This window comes from Bacillus sp. DX4.1, assembly GCF_030348195.1.
GTDB lineage: Bacteria > Bacillota > Bacilli > Bacillales > Bacillaceae_G > Bacillus_A.
The window spans coordinates 2,619,502-2,636,488 of record NZ_JAUCFT010000008.1; the positions used below are offsets into that span (position 1 = coordinate 2,619,502).

The window sequence follows — 16,987 nt, forward strand, 5'->3', positions numbered from 1 at the left end:
TATTTATATAGGAATTTGCACATGAGAAACGAAAATAAATATAGAGAATATTTATGCTATGAAAGGAGAATAGAAATGAACTCTATTTTAAGTCCCCTGATAAATGAACTTGCGGAACAATTACAAAATGAAAATGAACAAACGTTAAATCAGTTTCTAGATGAAATGAAAACAAATGAGACACCTCTTATAGAGATTTGTCCTATGAACGAAGAGTATCGTCTTATTACTTATATTTGGTTAGGGGATGAAGAAACAGAAAATGTATATGTATTTGGTAGTTATCCTGGTTGGGATCTTACTTCAAATAAACTAGACAAGCTATCACATACAAATCTATGGTATAAAACATTTCGAACGAATAAAAAATTTGTTTCAACATATTATTTTTCTGTTAATGATCATTTTGAACATGATTGGGTAAAACGCAGTGAACATTACCAATTGGATAAATTTAATAGTAAAACATTTGGTACTAATCCCGATAAAGCGTCTTTTTTAGAACTAGGAACAGCAATCCAATATGATAAAACGTATCTTCAAAATCATATTCCTCATGGAGAAATCGAAACATATTCGTTTTACAGTTCAGCTTTAGGGAACGCAAGGAAGCTTACCATTTACACACCTCGCGATTACTCTCGTACATCAACGCCTCAAGACCTTCTTATTACATTTGATGGCAGTTCATTTATGCGAAATCTTTCTGCAACTACTACGCTTGATAACCTAATTTACAAAAAGGAAATTCCTTCGTGTATTGTAGTTGGAATGGATCATGTAGATCGATTTGCTGAGCTTATTTATAGCGATAAAATGAACTCATTTTTAAAAGATGAGTTACTTCCTTGGATTCAAACGAAATATCATGTACAAAAGGATCCAGCTCATATAACGATTGCCGGTCTAAGTCTAGGTGGTCTAGCAGCATTTTATACAGCACTGCAGTATCCTCATGTTTTTGGTAATGTGTTGTCACTTTCAGGTTCCGTTCATCGAAAAAAAGATGGTTATGAAGATACGATTCCATGGATTGAACAGAAATTTTTAACAAGCAGCAGCAAATACCCATTTCATACGTACATGGCAGCCGGAACGTTTGAGAACAAATCGCTTTTAGAAGCAAATAGAAGCCTATATAAGACTCTTAAAGAAAACGAATACCAAATTACCTATTTTGAATTTACGGGCGGTCACGATGAAATTTGGTGGCGTGAACAGTTTGCTGAAGGTTTACTAACGCTAAATAATTCTAAAACGATCGTTTAAAGAGAAGGGAAGAGGTAAGCTATGAACAAAAAAGATTTGGACAAAGCGCTAAAGAAACAAGAAATCTTAGTAAAGGATGAGAAGGTTTGGTCTTTTACGTATGAAGATCATATAGATTCTATTATTAAGCGTGCAGAAAAAGAAGGAGCTTTTAATGATTTATCAGGAAAGGGAAAACCCCTTAACATTGATAAGAATCTCTCTTATAACCCTGAAAAACAACTTTATAAAACATTGAAAGATAATCATGTTTTACCAAGATGGGTAGAACTTTCTAAAGAAATTGATATATTAAAAGAAAAATTGAAGGAATATACAAATCCGGAGGAAGCAGCAAAGGTAGTTCGACATATTAATAAAAAGATTTTAGAACATAACTTAATTTGTCCGCGAGCAGCGCAAAAGATGAGAGTGAAAGCGGATTTTTAATAGTTGTCTGTTCGCGTAAACCACGTTATATAATATGCATGTACTTCATTTATAAGCTTGGGGGAATATCGAATGTCAAAAACATATCATTTGCAAGTTCCGAAGCAATTAGAAAAACATAGAGACCTACTAGAGAATACTGTACAGCCTTTTATAAAGGTTACAGGAGAACTCGGTAAAACGACTTTATATCAAAGTAAGTTTGGTGGTTACCCATATTTACCGACTCATGCTGAGCATCCAAAAGATACAAACGGCAAACCAATGGTGCTGCTTGCGCAATTAAACTTTGAAGAGATTCCACATATTGAAAACATGCCAACAAAGGGACTATTACAGTTTTTTGTGAATGGGGAAGATGATCTTGTTGGTGCAAGCTTTGATAACCCGACAAAACAAGAGAATTTCCGAATTGTTTATCACCGAGAAATCATTCATGATGAATCAAAATTAGTTACAGACTTTAGTTATTTGAATGAACTAGATTTAGAATATTTTGTTATTCCAGATGAGGCGAAACTATTAGTTGAGCAAAGTTATCAGCCTGTTACCGTGGGAGACTATCGATTTGAAACATTACAAATTGACCTAGATGAAGTCATTGATGCTGAAAATGAAGTGGAAATGTGGGATATTTATGAAGAATATTTTGGCGGACAAGGTCATAAAATTGGCGGTTATCCATTTTTTACACAATCCGACCCAAGAGAATGGGAAGAAACCTATCAAGAACACAACATTTTATTGCTACAAATCGATACAGATGATGATTTAGGTATTATGTGGGGAGATTGCGGCATTGCAAACTTCTTTATTACAAAAGAAAATTTACTAAACTTAGATTTCTCAAACGTACTGTATAATTGGGATTGTTGTTAAGATGAAAAAGCCTTTTTCTGGAGATTGGTTCAGTGAGAGGCTTTTTGTAAGTCATATACGTTATGAAAAGATATGAATGTTTCCAATAAAGAACTTGAAACAAAAACAGCATTCTTAACAAATAATGATGGAATAAATATATTATGTTAACTAAAATGAAAAAATGGTAAATCAAGAATGATAATAGGTTAAGAAAAGCATTTTAATTGATAGAACCATTATTTGGATATATTTAATAAAATAGATGTAAATATACGAATCAATACAGCAAACAGAATTGATGATAAAAAAACAATCTATAACTAAAATGAAATTTAAATGCTCGCTCTAAAAAATATTATTGTCAGCGTTAAAAATAATCTGCTGTGATGAAACAAATATAAATTACACACAAACATATACAAATATAAAGAAATGATATATGAATCAAATTTCATTAAAAATTTCCATTTCATCTCAAAATGTATAGTTTACTTGCTTATAGAGACACAGAGCTCCTTTCTTTATATAACTTCCTATAATAAGTATTATGTTAACTAAACAAAATAAATTTACTTACCGATTGTTCGTTGGCACTCCCCGCTCTTTTACCTTTTATAATGTTAGCGTCAAATCAGTTAGCTTGCTTGTTGTGGAATTTAGCTTATTAACTGGTTTGACGCTAATTATTAAAGTGTGTTTGTTAATAGAATTATTTTTGTTGAGACTCAAAAATAATTATTTCTTCTGTTGAAAAATTTCATATTTTCTTTGTAAAAACAATTCTTTATCTTTATAAATCCATTCGGAAAAATGTTTAATTGTTTTATTAGCTAACTTTCCAATGTCTGATGTACTATACCATTCTAAATATAGCTTGATCATTTCGGACTTTTCCATCGCACATTTAGAATTTAAAAAAGCTGCTGAATTTATATATTCAATAGCTTTCGAGCTTAATGTATACCCACTTTATACTCAGAGACAGTATATTTCTGGCTACTCAGTCTTACTTATCTCTTCAATTCTTTCAAAGTCTCCAGCACAGCAATCGTAAACGCAGAGTTTGCTTCTTTCTCTAAAGTTCGGAAATACAAGCTTCTTAAGAACGTTCTAATATTTTGTACTAAAATATCATTTTGAGGAGATGGATCTGCTTCAATTATCGTAAAGCTGTGAAGCCAGTTTTTCCATTCTTCTTCAACCAATGTATTCTGGGTCCATAAAGACATTACTGCAGTCACTAATCTCTCATCTTCAAAGTTTATGTACAAGTAATCGCGCAGACAAACCTTATGACGAACAGCAACAAGTATTGCATGAGCGAATTCACGATTTCGTATAGTACGGGCCAGAGCATTTAGGGCATCTGCGACATGCGCAGTGGAATGAGCCCACCCTTTCCCTTCTACATACCCCCTTACATCCTGTTCAAGATACACATACTCAAGAACTTGTTCTGCGACGCTGTATAGCTGTTCTTCAGATAAGAACGGTTCTCTTTCATGAACAGATAAAACGAGTGGCGGGATCAAAATAGAAAAAGCACGCTTAAAAACAGAGTCCGTTCCTTTATCACCGATTTTGTAAAACAAATAATCGGGACTCAGTGCCTGCAGCAGTAGTCCGCGTAGCTCCTTCTGCCTAAATACTTCGCCTGTAATCCATCGTGACAGCGTACTGTAAATCAGTTTATCGCGCAGTTCGGCATCAGGTGATCCGATATAGTCAAGCATCCATTGTGCATATGGATATGCGTCCACATCTTCCGGGACGGAGTAATTGTTATTTTTGATGCGTTGTAGCTCTTGTTTCAATTCGTATTGGTCCATCATAATATTTTCTGTCCTCTCTTTTAAAGTTTTTATGACTAGGAATATGTTCGATATCCGATAAAGTCCAACCTAAATACCGTAAAACACTTAATTGTATAGCAAAACCCAGTCGATTATAATCCCTCCGATGGCGATTAATGATTTTTTTATCATGCTGACTGAAGGTAAAGTATGTAATTAATGTCCATTCGTTGAATCAGAGGGGATTTGCATATATCGCTTTCGTTCTTCTGCTGTAAGAAGTTCTCGTACCCTTACATATATAAGAATCCCTCCCCTTTTATTGGTTATAAAACCATAATTTTTTATTTTAATTTTTGTAGGTAGTACGATTGTATTGTCTCATAATTTCTAAGATATAGGAATTATAAGGGATTAACCCTAAGAGAATTTCTATGAACTAAAAAAAGTCTCAAAAACTTCTGTTTTTGAGACTTAGATGAGTTATACGTATAAATTCTTCTCCTCCAACACGCTACCGTTCAATTTATCCTGGGTCAACCACTTTATATATTCCAGAACATTAGAGAACGCTTTAGAGACGCTTTCTGAACCACATCCACGATATAGCGAAGTACGTCCTGGGGTAGCGTTACTTTCAAGCAGGTACAACTCGTGGTATTTGTCTAACATTATATCAATACCCATTTCAACGAAAGTTCCGTATTTTTCTTCTAAAGTTAGAAAAACTGCTTTTACTAATGTAGTTAATTCCCGTTGTAAACTTTGCAACTCTTTTCTTGAATAATCCAGTTGTTCCGAAAAGAAATTTTCTAAATTATATATCGTTGGCTGAGAACGTGTATTTAGGATAGGAACTTTTTTATCCCCAACACGGACGGCTGCTCCGACAATTTCAATATTATTGTATTTATTTCTTTGTATCTCTACTCTCAAATCAACTTTTCTATTTAGCGATTCAATTTTTTTCTGGATGATTGCTTCTTTTCCATTTAATATTTTTTTTAATCTTTCTATAACTTCGACCAGACTATCAGTAGTATATGTTATTAATTCACTTTCGTAATATCTGCACTGAAATTTATTATCAAGGGTTTGGGTAACTTGGATTACATGTCTGCCTTGTCCACTCCTAGTACCCTTTACATAAACCTCTTTGTACCTGTTAAACATTGTCCTTAAATTTTCTTCTGAAAAAGAGACTGTGTCAGGAAGATATTTTTTAAGGGTATGATTTTCGTTAAAAATCTTATACTGGTCCCATTTATCTAAACGTCCGACTGGATTTAATAAGATAACCTTCTCTTTTCGAAAACTATCTCTAATATACTTGTATTTCTCATTGTCCATTGTCACATTTCTATTATATACAACATCAGGATATGGAAAAACCTTTTGAATCCATTGGCCACTTTCTTTGTCATAAATATAACCATTAATGAGTTTCCTAGCTATGTCAACATTTTTTCTTGCAAAAAAATATAAAGTAGCCTTAGTACGTTCATTTGCTTTAGTTAGTAAATTGTGACTGTTAAGGGTACCTTTTTTTAATAGTTTATTCTTAGATTGCATAAAAACACCAATTATCGGTTTTGGAAGGTTTTCTATTTGAGGTTCATACATTTTTTTAAACATCCTTTCACAAATTTTTTATATAAATAGTCTATTCTGAGAAATCATAAAAACACCAATTATCAGTTTTGGGAGGTTTTCTATTTGAGGTTCATACATTTTTTAAACATCCTTTCACAAATTTTTTTATATATTATGTAAAAGGGAGAGTGAAATTTCCATAAATACAAAAAAGCACTTAATAGGAGCTGCTGCGGATCAAAAGAATTATTTCTTTTTAGTTGGGCAAGTGCCGTTGCGGTTTAAAGTAACAACTATAATATAAACTCAGAGATCAAACGATAAGAAGGTAATAAATATGGAAGTGAATGAATATGAGTCAGATAACAACTCCCCTCCCCTTTTATTGGCGTACATGTTAAATGGAGTATCATAAACTTATTAAAATAAGCAGGTGATAAATATGGAAGTGAATAAATATGAGTCAGATAACAACTCCCCTTTTATTGGCGTACATGTTAAATGGAGTGTCATAAACTTATTAAAAGAACAAAAAGTAGGCCGCAATATTGACAGACTCCAAAAAATGAATAATATAGCCAAAACAAACCTGTATTTTTTTTCAAAAAGAGATGTGGAATATAACAAAAATAAAATTAAAGGGGTCTATTATAATACTAAAACAAGCAAGTGGACTGTTGCTGAATTCCCATTTCCTGATGTATATTACAACCGGAGCGGAGAATCCAAAGATGATAAAGATGTACAAAAAGTCAGGGAAACGATCGAAAAAATGAGTATAACAAAAATAAACTCTAATTATTTTTATAATAAATGGTATTCCTGCCAAGAATTATATAAATATGAAGAAATACATCCTCATCTGCCTGAAACAATATTGTATAAAAATGAAAGTGATATAGTTAATATGTTAAAAGATACTTCAAGTCTTTATTTAAAATCATTCAGACAAAATAATGGAAAAGGGATAATAAGCGTAACCAAGAAAACTAACTGCTATGAATATAAATATTTTATAAAAAGAAGGTTAAAGGAAGGGACTGCAAGTACATTAGAAGAATTGATACAGATCATACATTCATTCTATGCAGGTAAGGAGTTTATTGTCCAAAAGTCGATTGATTTATTACAATATAAACACAGCACTTTAGACTTAAGGTGTGATGTCCAACGAAACGGAAAGGGTGAATTAGAATGTGTGTCCCATGCGGTCCGTGTCAGTGCAAAAAACTCACATATTACGAACACAAAGACAAAGTCATCTATTTACCCATTTGAGGAATTCTTTCGTGAAAAATTAGGATTTTCGGATAAAGAAATACGTAGTTTGAAAACTAGATTAGAGAGATTACTTTTCAACATTTTTGAAAAGCTTGAATTGACCTATGGCAGCTATGGAGAAATGGGCATTGATATTGGGATTGATAAAGAAGGTTCTTTATGGCTTTTTGAATGTAATATGAAGCCAGGAAAGAAGTCATTATGGGCTTGTGATGAACAAACGATTGACCGGGCATTCCTTAATCCATTAGAGTATGCAAAATTCCTATCTTCTAGCCAACCAGAAAGGAGCAACTAGAATTACGTTGCGATCTTTTTATGGCGGTCCTGTCCAATAATCACTTCCCCCTAAAGTTCAGCAGCTTAGTAGAAATATTTGAATAATAAACAGGAATGAGGATAAATGAAATCTCGTAAATATGTTGTAAAGCGATCCTTAAAAATTAAAAACGCTTCTGTCATCATCTTTTCTTCTACATTTTCGCTATATAGATATGCGATATAATTACTGAATTCTTGAATGGTTTTTTAAAAGTATTCCAACGTATCCTTCCAAATTTGATAGCATACATCCTGTTCGGTTTTCCTTTTATCTACAAATTTTTCTGCATTTAAATACGATGTTTCAATAATTGGTTTCATCACTGATTCATTCATGCTATCTTATTCAGTCTCTTTTGATTGATTATTTGTATGTAAGTCTATAGTATCACCGATTGGAGTGTTATTTGGAACAAACCTTACTAGACCAACAAAAAAACGAAATGATGCGCAAACTAATATCAGCTTGCACGTCATTTCGTTTTTTCTATGCTTTAGATTAGTTAAGTATTAAATTGTCCTCAATTAGATGTCCCTAACTTAAAACATTATTTATTTAAATCTTTTTTCGTTACTTCACTTCTAATATTTACATCTTTTGAGAATTCAGTATCGTTTTTCGGATTATTAGGATATTTATTTTTACGTTCTCGAGTATCGTTTCGATTCGTCATAAATTGTCCTCCTCTTATTAAGATTTGTACCTATTTTGTACTAAAGGAACAATTTCATACAGATTAAATTTTTATTTTATCTCGAAGTAAATACACTATGAACTGAGGATGTTTACAACTTCTCCTTCCACTTTTTGTGAATTTTCTTTTCGACAAAATACTTTCTTGTTGGCACATACTAGGCTTATTGGAGTATTGGAGGTGACAATCATGGGACACAATCAAGACCCGTTCACAACAAAGAAGCGTAATGCTAACGGTCAATACGATAAGGAACCACACAGCATCGACAGCCATGGCAATTTTGTACCTAACACACCAACGAATGACGCTGTTCTTCGTGCTGAAAGACCAAAGAAGAAATGAAAAAAGCCCTGGAATTCTCTCCTGGGCTTTTTTCTTGACGAGTAAGTAACATTATCTTTTTGCTGGCTCACCAAGAATACTTACTACCTCTGCTTCTGTATGATCATCCCTCTCTTCTATCAGCATTAGCAGTTACTGCTCGAGTATCAACTGCATCTGGAAGAACCGATTTTTACTACTAGAGACGGTAATAAGATGAATCCAAGAAGCTTACACGTTATGTTTAAAGATATTCTAGATAAAGCTGGATTACCGTCCATACGTTTCTCCCTGCTTCACCAGATCTCTTGGGTTTACATAAACCTTTTTCTTAGAAGTGATATAGTCCGCAAGCTTCTGTTCAGCTTGCACAATTACGCTTCGAGTTTTATCCAATTTGACACAATACATTCAATATATTTCCAAGCTATCTGGACATGATAAAGGATGAGGTGACTGTCATGAAGGATGAGATATTAGAATTAGTACCAGGATCGGTAAAGAAATTACTCCAGAAAGAAGTTAAAGATGGGAACCGATGCCTCATTGATTTGGTTGTCGATGATGCAACTACTTATGGATTTGAGCCGGAGCAAGTAGTTCCCTGCATCATGGCGGGTTATTATGTTTACGAATCCACGGCCTACCCCAGTGAAATGGAGGAAGAATGGAAGCTGAGCTTGGTTTTTCACGCGGCCAATCGGTCGGCAATGAAGCTTCTGTCTTATGGTAAGTATAAGGCGAAACGATCAGAGAGTGGATGGATGAGGTATACAAATTCATAAAGTTTACTTAACGTTCGCTAATTGGCTTGATAGACATGGAGTACCGTCAGCAAAAAAGGAAATTTATCACATTAAGCAAATTCGATATGAAAAAGTCCGATTTTAACCTTGTTAAGGTTGCATCTATCTGAAGAACAAGTATTAAAAGGAATTAAAAAAGCTGTGGAATTTACACATTCAACAGCTTTTTTAATGAATATGACTTAAATGAGCTATTCTCTAAGGGTTGATTTTAATTGGTATACCCAATACAGCAGCTGAGAAGAATTCATTTAAGGGTTGGCCTGCAAAGTTTTATGTTACATATTATCCGATTAGAAATTACATCATTTCTCTCATACATTTGCTACACTATCGTTGTAACACCGATTTCTGGTCTCCAAGAAGCTGGTAAATCAGATTCGAATTTAATTTTTTGTCTCTTTAAATCTAATTTGCCAGCGGAATAATCAAGTGTTTCCAACACAGTAAAACGATGTCCGAGTTAACAACAAGGTTAGAGATACGAAGAACGAGTTAACCAGTTTTATCTTGCATACCAAAAAAGGCCATAATCTGTCATAACAGAGGCGTGGCCCATTTGATGCAACATGGCCGTAATATTGCCACGGTGATACGTTCCATGATTCACAACGTGTAGGACCACTTCAGAAAAACTAGTTTCCCGTAGCCCAGCATATGGATTATCAAGCACTAGCGTCTTTTCCAAATCTTCTTGTTGATTGAAAAACGATGTATACTGCTCAGATAAGTCGAAAAACATCGTTTCAATTTCCTCGATACTTTTCGTTTCAGTCTGTTCTTTCAAATGATCTGCAAATGCCAATGCTTCCTTCATGCTTTTACCAGAAAGAATGTTTAACCAACAGTAATCGGTGAGGTAAATGTGCGAAACTGTCTTTGATACGGATGGAAACACGCTTTGAATTTTCTTATGGTAAATGTCCCGTGGAAGTTCTTTTAACCGATCAAAAATTGTTTTATTCGCCCATACGTGGTAGTCATACAGGTTTAATGCATGATGCGTCATATTAAATCCCCTCCTTTTTCCACTATTCTTAATTATTCTTTTGATATGTGTTTTATTCTGTTTCTATCTAACTAATCCCTCTTCCGCTCACCTGCTCAGTTAGGATTAGTTAGTTTGCTCATGCTATTGATAAAATGCAGACCTTCCCTTAAAATTCACAGGTGACTTCAATATTATGTACGGTTAATACTATCGGGACAGCTGGCGCCTTATTTAGCTTAGGGTACTATTTAGTGGTGAGTATGATTACATGGGGAATGAGTTTACTTCATACAGGTTCCTTACTAACAATGCCACTGTATTTTCTTGTGCTTGTCATCATTATGGCTATTACTTGCAGGATTTTTATTTATACTTCTAATATTAAAGAATTCAAGTGTTTGATTTAAAACGAAAAGAGACTCATCATAATGAGTCTCTTTTTTAGAATGTAATAAAATTTAAACATGTTAACATGCTCACGCTACTCCGCGATAAATCTTTTGCTTTTCCTGTTGCCGATTAGGTGGTCGAATCAAAATAGCGATGATAAATGATACAACACACAATGCGCCAATTACAATAAAAGTTGGCTTAAATCCACCTAGAAATGCACCAATAAAAGAACCTGCGAGTGCTCCAAAACCAAAACCTTGATACACGATACCGTAGTTTTTACTATGATTTTTTAGACCAAAGAAATCACCAACAATAGCTGGAAAAATGGTGATATTTCCACCGAAACAAAAAGCAACGCTTGCTACACAGACGAAATAGATACCATAATTTAAGTCCACAAAACTAAGAACAAAAACAGACATAGCTATAACGACAAAAGTTGCTGCAACAATTTTCAAACGGCCGATTTTATCTGACAACGACCCCAGAATGATTCGACCAATCGTATTAAAGATAGCAATCATAGCGACAGCGTTAGCTGCTGTTGCCGCGCTAAGCCCTACGAGTTGAACACCAATATCCTTTACCATGCCAATTAAATATAAACCACTCATACATGATGTAAATAGCATGATAAATAACAGATAAACTTCTTTTGTACGTAGCATTTCCCTTGTTGTATAATCATGACTCATTGTTTCATGAACTGTATCACGTTCAGTGGCTTTATGTATAAAACACGCGCCTATAACCACCATAATTGCAACAATTACGCCCCAATATAAAAACGCTTGTGATACGCCAACTGAATCAATTAGCTTTCCATTAATGTACTTAAAAATTAGGCTGCCCGTGCCGTATGAAGATGCAGAAATACCAGCAATTAAACCTTTACGCTCCGGAAACCACTTTATTAAATTGGATAGTGAAGTGATATAGGCTGTACCATCTGCGTAACCTACAACAACACCTGCTAGTACATAGAGCATTGGTAATGAGGAAACCTGCGAGCTAAGCATCAAGCCAATTCCTAGAGCTAATCCTGCTATAATAATGAGTTTGCGAATTCCCCATTTTTCTTGTAATTTACTCGCAAACAAAGTTGAAAATGCTAAAGAAAAGCTAGTGATTGAGAAGGTTATAGCAACAGAGTTAAGATCCCAACCAAATTTACTCACTAACGGCTGATTGAATAAGCTCCATGTATAAATCGTTCCAAGGCCCATTTGTACAATGATTGTACCGAGGACAACAATCCACGGATTAACAGATGAATGTTTCATACCATCTTTTCCTCTCTTTTCTTACTTCAATTCTTTTCAATCATTGTCTAACGATGTTTATTATAACCACAATGCTACTCGAGATACGGATATTGAAATAAAAATTAAGATGTATTAATACGTAATACGTATTAATACACTTCATATAAACAAATGTTTCACCACAATAGATATGTGAAAATTCTCATTTCAAATCGTTACAGCATTACGTTAAATTGGAATGATTATTTCATTTTTAGAGACTCTAAAAACGGGAGGTGCTATAAATGAATAACCCATACTCTAGAAAAGAAGACAAAAATGATAATAAGAATAAAAACCTGTATAAAAATGATGATGTTATTGGTCTTGATGCAGATGAACAAGCTATGAACGGATTGTACGGAATGCCAAAAACTGAGCTGGAAGATAGTGATCACCACGAAAAAGAAACTTCAAAAAAATAAAATGGAAAATAGGTAATTTGCGTTCTTTTTACACAACTTTATTATCACAATTTTTATTACTCACCTTGTTAGTTACCTATAGCGGTATGATGCGTATTTACGTATCCAAAACGAAATGACTTTATTATTTTTTAACAACAAAAAGACACTTACCAATGAAGTGTCTTTTTGTTGTTTAGATATATACGATTTTATTGCAGTAAAGCTGTGTTAAGATAAGGCATCTTCTAATGCTTATGTACATATCATATCAAACAATGTGATTATTTAGATGGGACTTCAGATGTATTTTTCTGTCCTTAAAAAGTCTTATGGAGAATAAAAACAGATTAATATTCAATTTCATCGTAGTCTTTTGGCTGCGGCACAGTTTGCATATTCGCAGCATCTTTCGGATCACTGTAGATTGCATTTTGTTCTGTGCTCATGTCTTTCAAGTTTTGTTTTTTATTGTTATTAGGTTGTTTTTTCATCAGAATTCACTCCTTTTCTTTTCAAAAGTAGTTATGCCCTAATTTAGGTACTTTTACTTATGGTAACAGTTTGTATGAACGAAGGGTTTATTGAGCAAATGTATCAGCCACTAAATTGCTAAAGTCTCTTAAATATTGAAGATAGTTGTCTCCTCCATAGTTATATCTTTTGTTATACATCTTTGCGACAACGACATTATATTCAGGAATAACTAAAATTGTCGGCCCTGTCACACCTAATATTTGATAAGATCCTTTTGGAACTCTTTCACCTATTTCACTTTGTAATGCTGGTGTATTCTGAACAAACCAAAATAATCCATTTTGTGGTAAATCTGTATTTTTATAATGAGGACAATGAACTTGTGTTGCAATTTCAATGACTTCTTTCGGTACGATTTGTTTTCCATTGATATATCCTTTATTCAAATGTAGATTACCCCAATAAGCAAATTCTCTTGCAGAGACAAAAAGGTTCGTTTCTGTTCCGTCATCATCTTTCCCTACATGAGAAATTGCTTTTTCATGTGGATTCATAACTACTTTAACTAAATTCTCATTTTCTTTTGTTTGCCAAGCAGTTTCCTTAAATCCCGCAGGTATAAAGACTCGTTCCTTTAGTAACTCTGGAAAGCTTTTGTTATATAGCTTATTTATGAGCTTTGTCATCATTAATACATTGATGCCTCTGTATGCCCATCCTTGTCCAGGTTCGAATTCTCGATACATTGTTCCATTCTCTTTCGTGTTTAAACCATGTGAATGTGTTACTAAATGTCTTATGGTTGTTTTACCGAGTATGTCTTTATCATAATCTTCGAAGTAGTCCGCTGCATAATCATCAATGCACTTTATTTTACCTTCATAAAGTGCATTGGCGATTGTGAGCCCTAAATAGCTTTTTCTTGCAGAAGCGACATGAAACTGTGAAGATGCTGTGATTGGAGAGCTATCGATCGTATTAGAATGATTTCCACTATAGTGTTCTAGTACAACTTCATTATCTTTCAGAATAAATAGTGCTGCGGCAGAGCTATGATTCCGTTCTTTTATATCTTCAACCCATGAAATTAATTCCGCGTATTTATCCATTTTTCAATTCCTTTCATTATCAAATTACATGTATCGAATCCTAAATTCGACAAAAAACTTAAAACCCCTTCGTATAACCTATTTGAAATGAAAAAGAGCTTAATTTCTTTTGTTTCAAGAAATTAAGCTCTTCGTTTGTTTAGATAAATTAAGACAAAATCCCAGATTCACTTAAATCATTCTATTAGACCAGAATTCATGTTTTTCCCATAAAATATTTCATCCGTTTCCGTTGTTAATTTCCTTGTAATTTCTTCTTGTTCTTTTGCGGTTAATTTTTCTTTTGTATAACCAAATAGATAGTTGTTTAAATCAAATTCTTTTAGTTTACATTTTGTATGAAAAATATGTTCTTGATATACATTGACATCAATCATGTCATACAAACTTTTTACGTTTTCTGGAATGTAATTTTGGATAGAATTTATCTCGTGGTCGATAAATAGTTTATGCCCTGTTATATCTCTTGTAAATCCACGAACACGGTAATCAATTGTCATAATATCTGTATCAAATGAATGAATAAGGTAATTTAGCGCTTTAAGAGGTGAGATTTCCCCACATGTAGATACATCAATATCCGCTCTAAAAGTACTGATACCCTCATTTGGATGAAATTCCGGATACGTATGGACCGTAATATGACTTTTATCTAGCTGCATGACAACTGAATCAGGAAGTGGTCCAGGTGATTCAGTGAATGATTCGGTTGGAACTTCTACGATTGGACCTTCTGAAACCAATATAGTTACGCTTGCCCCTTGTGGAATATAATCCTGTTTGGCGATGTTTAATACATGCGCGCCTATAATGTCAGATACATTTTGTAAAATCTTTGTTAATCTGTCTGCGTTGTATTGTTCATCTATGTATTCTATATACGCTTCCCGTTCTTCTTTTGTTTTTGTGTAACAAATGTCATACATATTAAAGCTTAATGATTTTGTGAGATTATTAAATCCATGCAATTGAATACGCTGCTCTGGTGTTAGTTTCATGATTGATTTCCCCTTATACTGTAATATTCATTGATTATTTATAAATACCATATAAAATATGGTTCCATACTACAATTTTTTAATGCATGGTTCTTTTTAACGATATTGAGATATGTGTTTAAAACATTGCATGTGTGTTATTGTTTTTTTTATTTTTAATATTTTTGTAAAAATACGGTAAATGAAATTCTTTTTTTTTTGTTTTTATCCCATAAACAGTGTTTGTTATTGTAATATGGAGCATAATTGAGATTTTGTTGTATATAAAAAGAACTTGGATTCAATTGGATCCAAGTTCTTTTTATATACCTGATCTATTCATATTTCTAACTGTGTAAACTTCCTTTCAACCAAGAGCGTGGTCGATAGAAACCGATTGGAATTTGGATGAGACTTGTTTTCCCTTGTGAATCTGCCCTGTAGATTTCATCACACAAGTTTGTATCGAATCCAAGAAGCGGGTGTCCTCCTAGTCCCATGCTAGAAGCTACCAATAATAACTTTTGTACAAGTATCCCTGCCGCCATCTGTTGAATGCGATATCCTCTATACCCAAGTGTTGTTTTGAGATGATCCTTATCCCCTAACACATGGAGACAAATCGGCACTTGGAACAGATTTACATTGTGCATTGTCATCCCATTTTGCAGCGAGAGTCGATGATCTCCAAGAGATATTTGCCGTAGCATATGATTTGCGCTGTCATAAGAATAAGCTCCATCTGGGATACCTTCAACACCAGACAAACAGACATTTAAGGAAACACAATCTGCAAGTTCTTTATGCGTTTCATCTAGATCACTTTGATAGGCAAAAGAAGCTATTGTCTCATGTAGTAAGTTCGTTACTTGTTTTCGATTAATCTTTTCGTTAACAAAATCCATTTCTGGTGAATATCGTTTTCGGCACGCTGCTGCGAAATCGTATGACACTTTCTCACCCTTGGCTAGAACTATCGCCTGACCATCACGATTCATGTTCTGTTTTCTTTTCATTTTTTGAAACGATTGCGTTGATTCAAGTAGAGATGCTTCATTCATTTGAATGAGCATCGGATATTCTGTGATTTTTCGTGATCGAACATAATGGTTATGATGAAGCACTGGTAACTCTTGGCATAATTCAATAGCAGAGATATCCTTATTCATTACATCATCCCCATTATGAAACCATGTTGTTGTGGGTTTTACTGATAGCGGGATAACTGCATACGTACTTTCCTCTTGTGCAGATAAACCAAGTAAGTGATTAATAGCCCGGTCAAGGAATTGGAAATATACGCCTGATGTGAAATCAAATCGCCTTGCTACTTCTTGTAATTGTCCGATTAACACGCCTGCATCTAATCCTTGCAGGCGGTAAGAAAAATTATTGTATTTAAAGAAATTTTTCCAAAACATTGTTGATACAAAAACCAGACCGAAACAAACGGATGTATCACAGCGATCGCCAAGAGAACAATCTAGATACGAATCAAAATTCCCTTCTCTAAGTAACACTAAACGGTGATGTGCTACATCATAGTGATATACTCCGGTAGGTAAATGATCTATCTTTAAATACATATATAATTCATTGGGATATAAACCTCCGCCCGAAGGAGCAAATCGCCGATACGACTGCATGAAAGCTATTTCTTGTTCAATAAAATCGGAGGACGTGGTTAATTGACAACATTGAGTAAGACCAAATACGTACCAAAGAAAATGACCGATCTCGCGAAGATCTGGCTTTTGGGATGCTTCTAAATTTTCAAGTGTTAATGGTATTTCTGGGCATAACGGAATGGTAGGTAAACCACGATACAATTTATAAGAAAGGGGCTTGTCGTCCCAATCAGCTTCCCAATTCGGTGGTGTAACTTTCTCTGTATTGAAATGTAAATTATGCAAAAATGTATCTAAACTCATCCTGCTCCCCCTTCGTTACCATTTAT

17 protein-coding genes and 2 pseudogenes are annotated in these 16,987 nt (G+C 34.0%); 8 read left to right on the forward strand and 11 right to left on the reverse strand.

Annotated features, from left to right (window positions below; all coding sequences use genetic code 11):
* Window positions 1-75: 75 nt before the first annotated feature.
* From QUF99_RS16300 to QUF99_RS16310, 3 genes are all read left to right on the forward strand, one after another.
* Window positions 76-1,269: an alpha/beta hydrolase gene (locus QUF99_RS16300; RefSeq protein WP_289371319.1), complete on the forward strand. Its 1,194-nt coding sequence runs from the start codon at window positions 76-78 to the stop codon at window positions 1,267-1,269.
* Between the two features lie 21 nt (window positions 1,270-1,290).
* On the forward strand, window positions 1,291-1,698 hold the full coding sequence (locus tag QUF99_RS16305; protein WP_289371320.1) for a DnaJ family domain-containing protein: 408 nt from the start codon (window positions 1,291-1,293) through the stop codon (window positions 1,696-1,698).
* Window positions 1,699-1,770: 72 nt separating this feature from the next.
* A complete protein-coding gene (locus QUF99_RS16310) occupies window positions 1,771-2,577 on the forward strand; it encodes a YwqG family protein (protein ID WP_289371321.1) in 807 nt (268 codons plus the stop codon).
* Between the two features lie 717 nt (window positions 2,578-3,294).
* Here the strand turns inward: QUF99_RS16310 and QUF99_RS16315 are convergent.
* The 4 genes and pseudogenes from QUF99_RS16315 to QUF99_RS16330 form a co-directional block, all read right to left on the reverse strand.
* Entirely contained in the window at window positions 3,295-3,441 is a 147-nt protein-coding gene (locus tag QUF99_RS16315) for a hypothetical protein (protein WP_289371322.1), read from the reverse strand.
* Between the two features lie 128 nt (window positions 3,442-3,569).
* Window positions 3,570-4,391: a DUF2785 domain-containing protein gene (locus QUF99_RS16320; RefSeq protein WP_289371323.1), complete on the reverse strand. Its 822-nt coding sequence runs from the start codon at window positions 4,389-4,391 to the stop codon at window positions 3,570-3,572.
* Window positions 4,392-4,428: 37 nt separating this feature from the next.
* A pseudogene (locus tag QUF99_RS16325) lies at window positions 4,429-4,655 on the reverse strand (DUF4158 domain-containing protein); the annotation flags it as partial.
* Between the two features lie 180 nt (window positions 4,656-4,835).
* On the reverse strand, window positions 4,836-5,975 hold the full coding sequence (locus tag QUF99_RS16330) for a YheC/YheD family protein (RefSeq protein ID WP_289371324.1): 1,140 nt from the start codon (window positions 5,973-5,975) through the stop codon (window positions 4,836-4,838).
* A gap of 412 nt (window positions 5,976-6,387) precedes the next feature.
* Here QUF99_RS16330 and QUF99_RS16335 point away from each other — a divergent pair, with 412 nt between their 5' ends.
* Complete coding sequence (locus QUF99_RS16335; protein ID WP_289371325.1) at window positions 6,388-7,524, forward strand: YheC/YheD family endospore coat-associated protein; 1,137 nt, start codon at window positions 6,388-6,390, stop codon at window positions 7,522-7,524.
* 571 nt (window positions 7,525-8,095) lie between these two features.
* On the opposite strand, the gene QUF99_RS16345 is transcribed toward QUF99_RS16335, so the two are convergent.
* Window positions 8,096-8,221 (reverse strand): hypothetical protein, encoded by a 126-nt coding sequence (locus tag QUF99_RS16345; RefSeq protein WP_289371326.1) that lies wholly within the window; start codon window positions 8,219-8,221, stop codon window positions 8,096-8,098.
* Window positions 8,222-8,431: 210 nt separating this feature from the next.
* Here QUF99_RS16345 and QUF99_RS16350 point away from each other — a divergent pair, with 210 nt between their 5' ends.
* On the forward strand, window positions 8,432-8,587 hold the full coding sequence (locus tag QUF99_RS16350) for a hypothetical protein (RefSeq protein WP_289371327.1): 156 nt from the start codon (window positions 8,432-8,434) through the stop codon (window positions 8,585-8,587).
* A 440-nt stretch (window positions 8,588-9,027) separates the two neighbouring features.
* On the forward strand, window positions 9,028-9,351 hold the full coding sequence (locus QUF99_RS16355) for a hypothetical protein (protein ID WP_289371329.1): 324 nt from the start codon (window positions 9,028-9,030) through the stop codon (window positions 9,349-9,351).
* Between the two features lie 526 nt (window positions 9,352-9,877).
* On the opposite strand, the gene QUF99_RS16360 is transcribed toward QUF99_RS16355, so the two are convergent.
* On the reverse strand, window positions 9,878-10,381 hold the full coding sequence (locus QUF99_RS16360; RefSeq protein WP_289371331.1) for a DinB family protein: 504 nt from the start codon (window positions 10,379-10,381) through the stop codon (window positions 9,878-9,880).
* A gap of 185 nt (window positions 10,382-10,566) precedes the next feature.
* Here QUF99_RS16360 and QUF99_RS16365 point away from each other — a divergent pair.
* Window positions 10,567-10,770: pseudogene (locus tag QUF99_RS16365) on the forward strand (multidrug effflux MFS transporter); the annotation flags it as partial.
* Between the two features lie 69 nt (window positions 10,771-10,839).
* Here QUF99_RS16365 and QUF99_RS16370 read toward each other — a convergent pair.
* Window positions 10,840-12,042 (reverse strand): L-lactate MFS transporter, encoded by a 1,203-nt coding sequence (locus QUF99_RS16370; protein WP_289371333.1) that lies wholly within the window; start codon window positions 12,040-12,042, stop codon window positions 10,840-10,842.
* Window positions 12,043-12,308: 266 nt separating this feature from the next.
* Between QUF99_RS16370 and QUF99_RS16375 the strand changes: the two genes are divergently transcribed.
* A complete protein-coding gene (locus tag QUF99_RS16375; protein ID WP_289371334.1) occupies window positions 12,309-12,488 on the forward strand; it encodes a DUF4021 domain-containing protein in 180 nt (59 codons plus the stop codon).
* 329 nt (window positions 12,489-12,817) lie between these two features.
* On the opposite strand, the gene QUF99_RS16380 is transcribed toward QUF99_RS16375, so the two are convergent.
* From QUF99_RS16380 to QUF99_RS16395, 4 genes are all read right to left on the reverse strand, one after another.
* Entirely contained in the window at window positions 12,818-12,961 is a 144-nt protein-coding gene (locus QUF99_RS16380; protein ID WP_286125139.1) for a hypothetical protein, read from the reverse strand.
* A gap of 87 nt (window positions 12,962-13,048) precedes the next feature.
* A complete protein-coding gene (locus QUF99_RS16385; protein ID WP_289371335.1) occupies window positions 13,049-14,053 on the reverse strand; it encodes a serine hydrolase domain-containing protein in 1,005 nt (334 codons plus the stop codon).
* Between the two features lie 176 nt (window positions 14,054-14,229).
* A complete protein-coding gene (gene speD / locus QUF99_RS16390) occupies window positions 14,230-15,051 on the reverse strand; it encodes an adenosylmethionine decarboxylase (RefSeq protein WP_289371336.1) in 822 nt (273 codons plus the stop codon).
* Between the two features lie 326 nt (window positions 15,052-15,377).
* Entirely contained in the window at window positions 15,378-16,961 is a 1,584-nt protein-coding gene (locus tag QUF99_RS16395) for a SagB family peptide dehydrogenase (protein ID WP_289371337.1), read from the reverse strand.
* Window positions 16,962-16,987 lie beyond the last annotated feature (26 nt).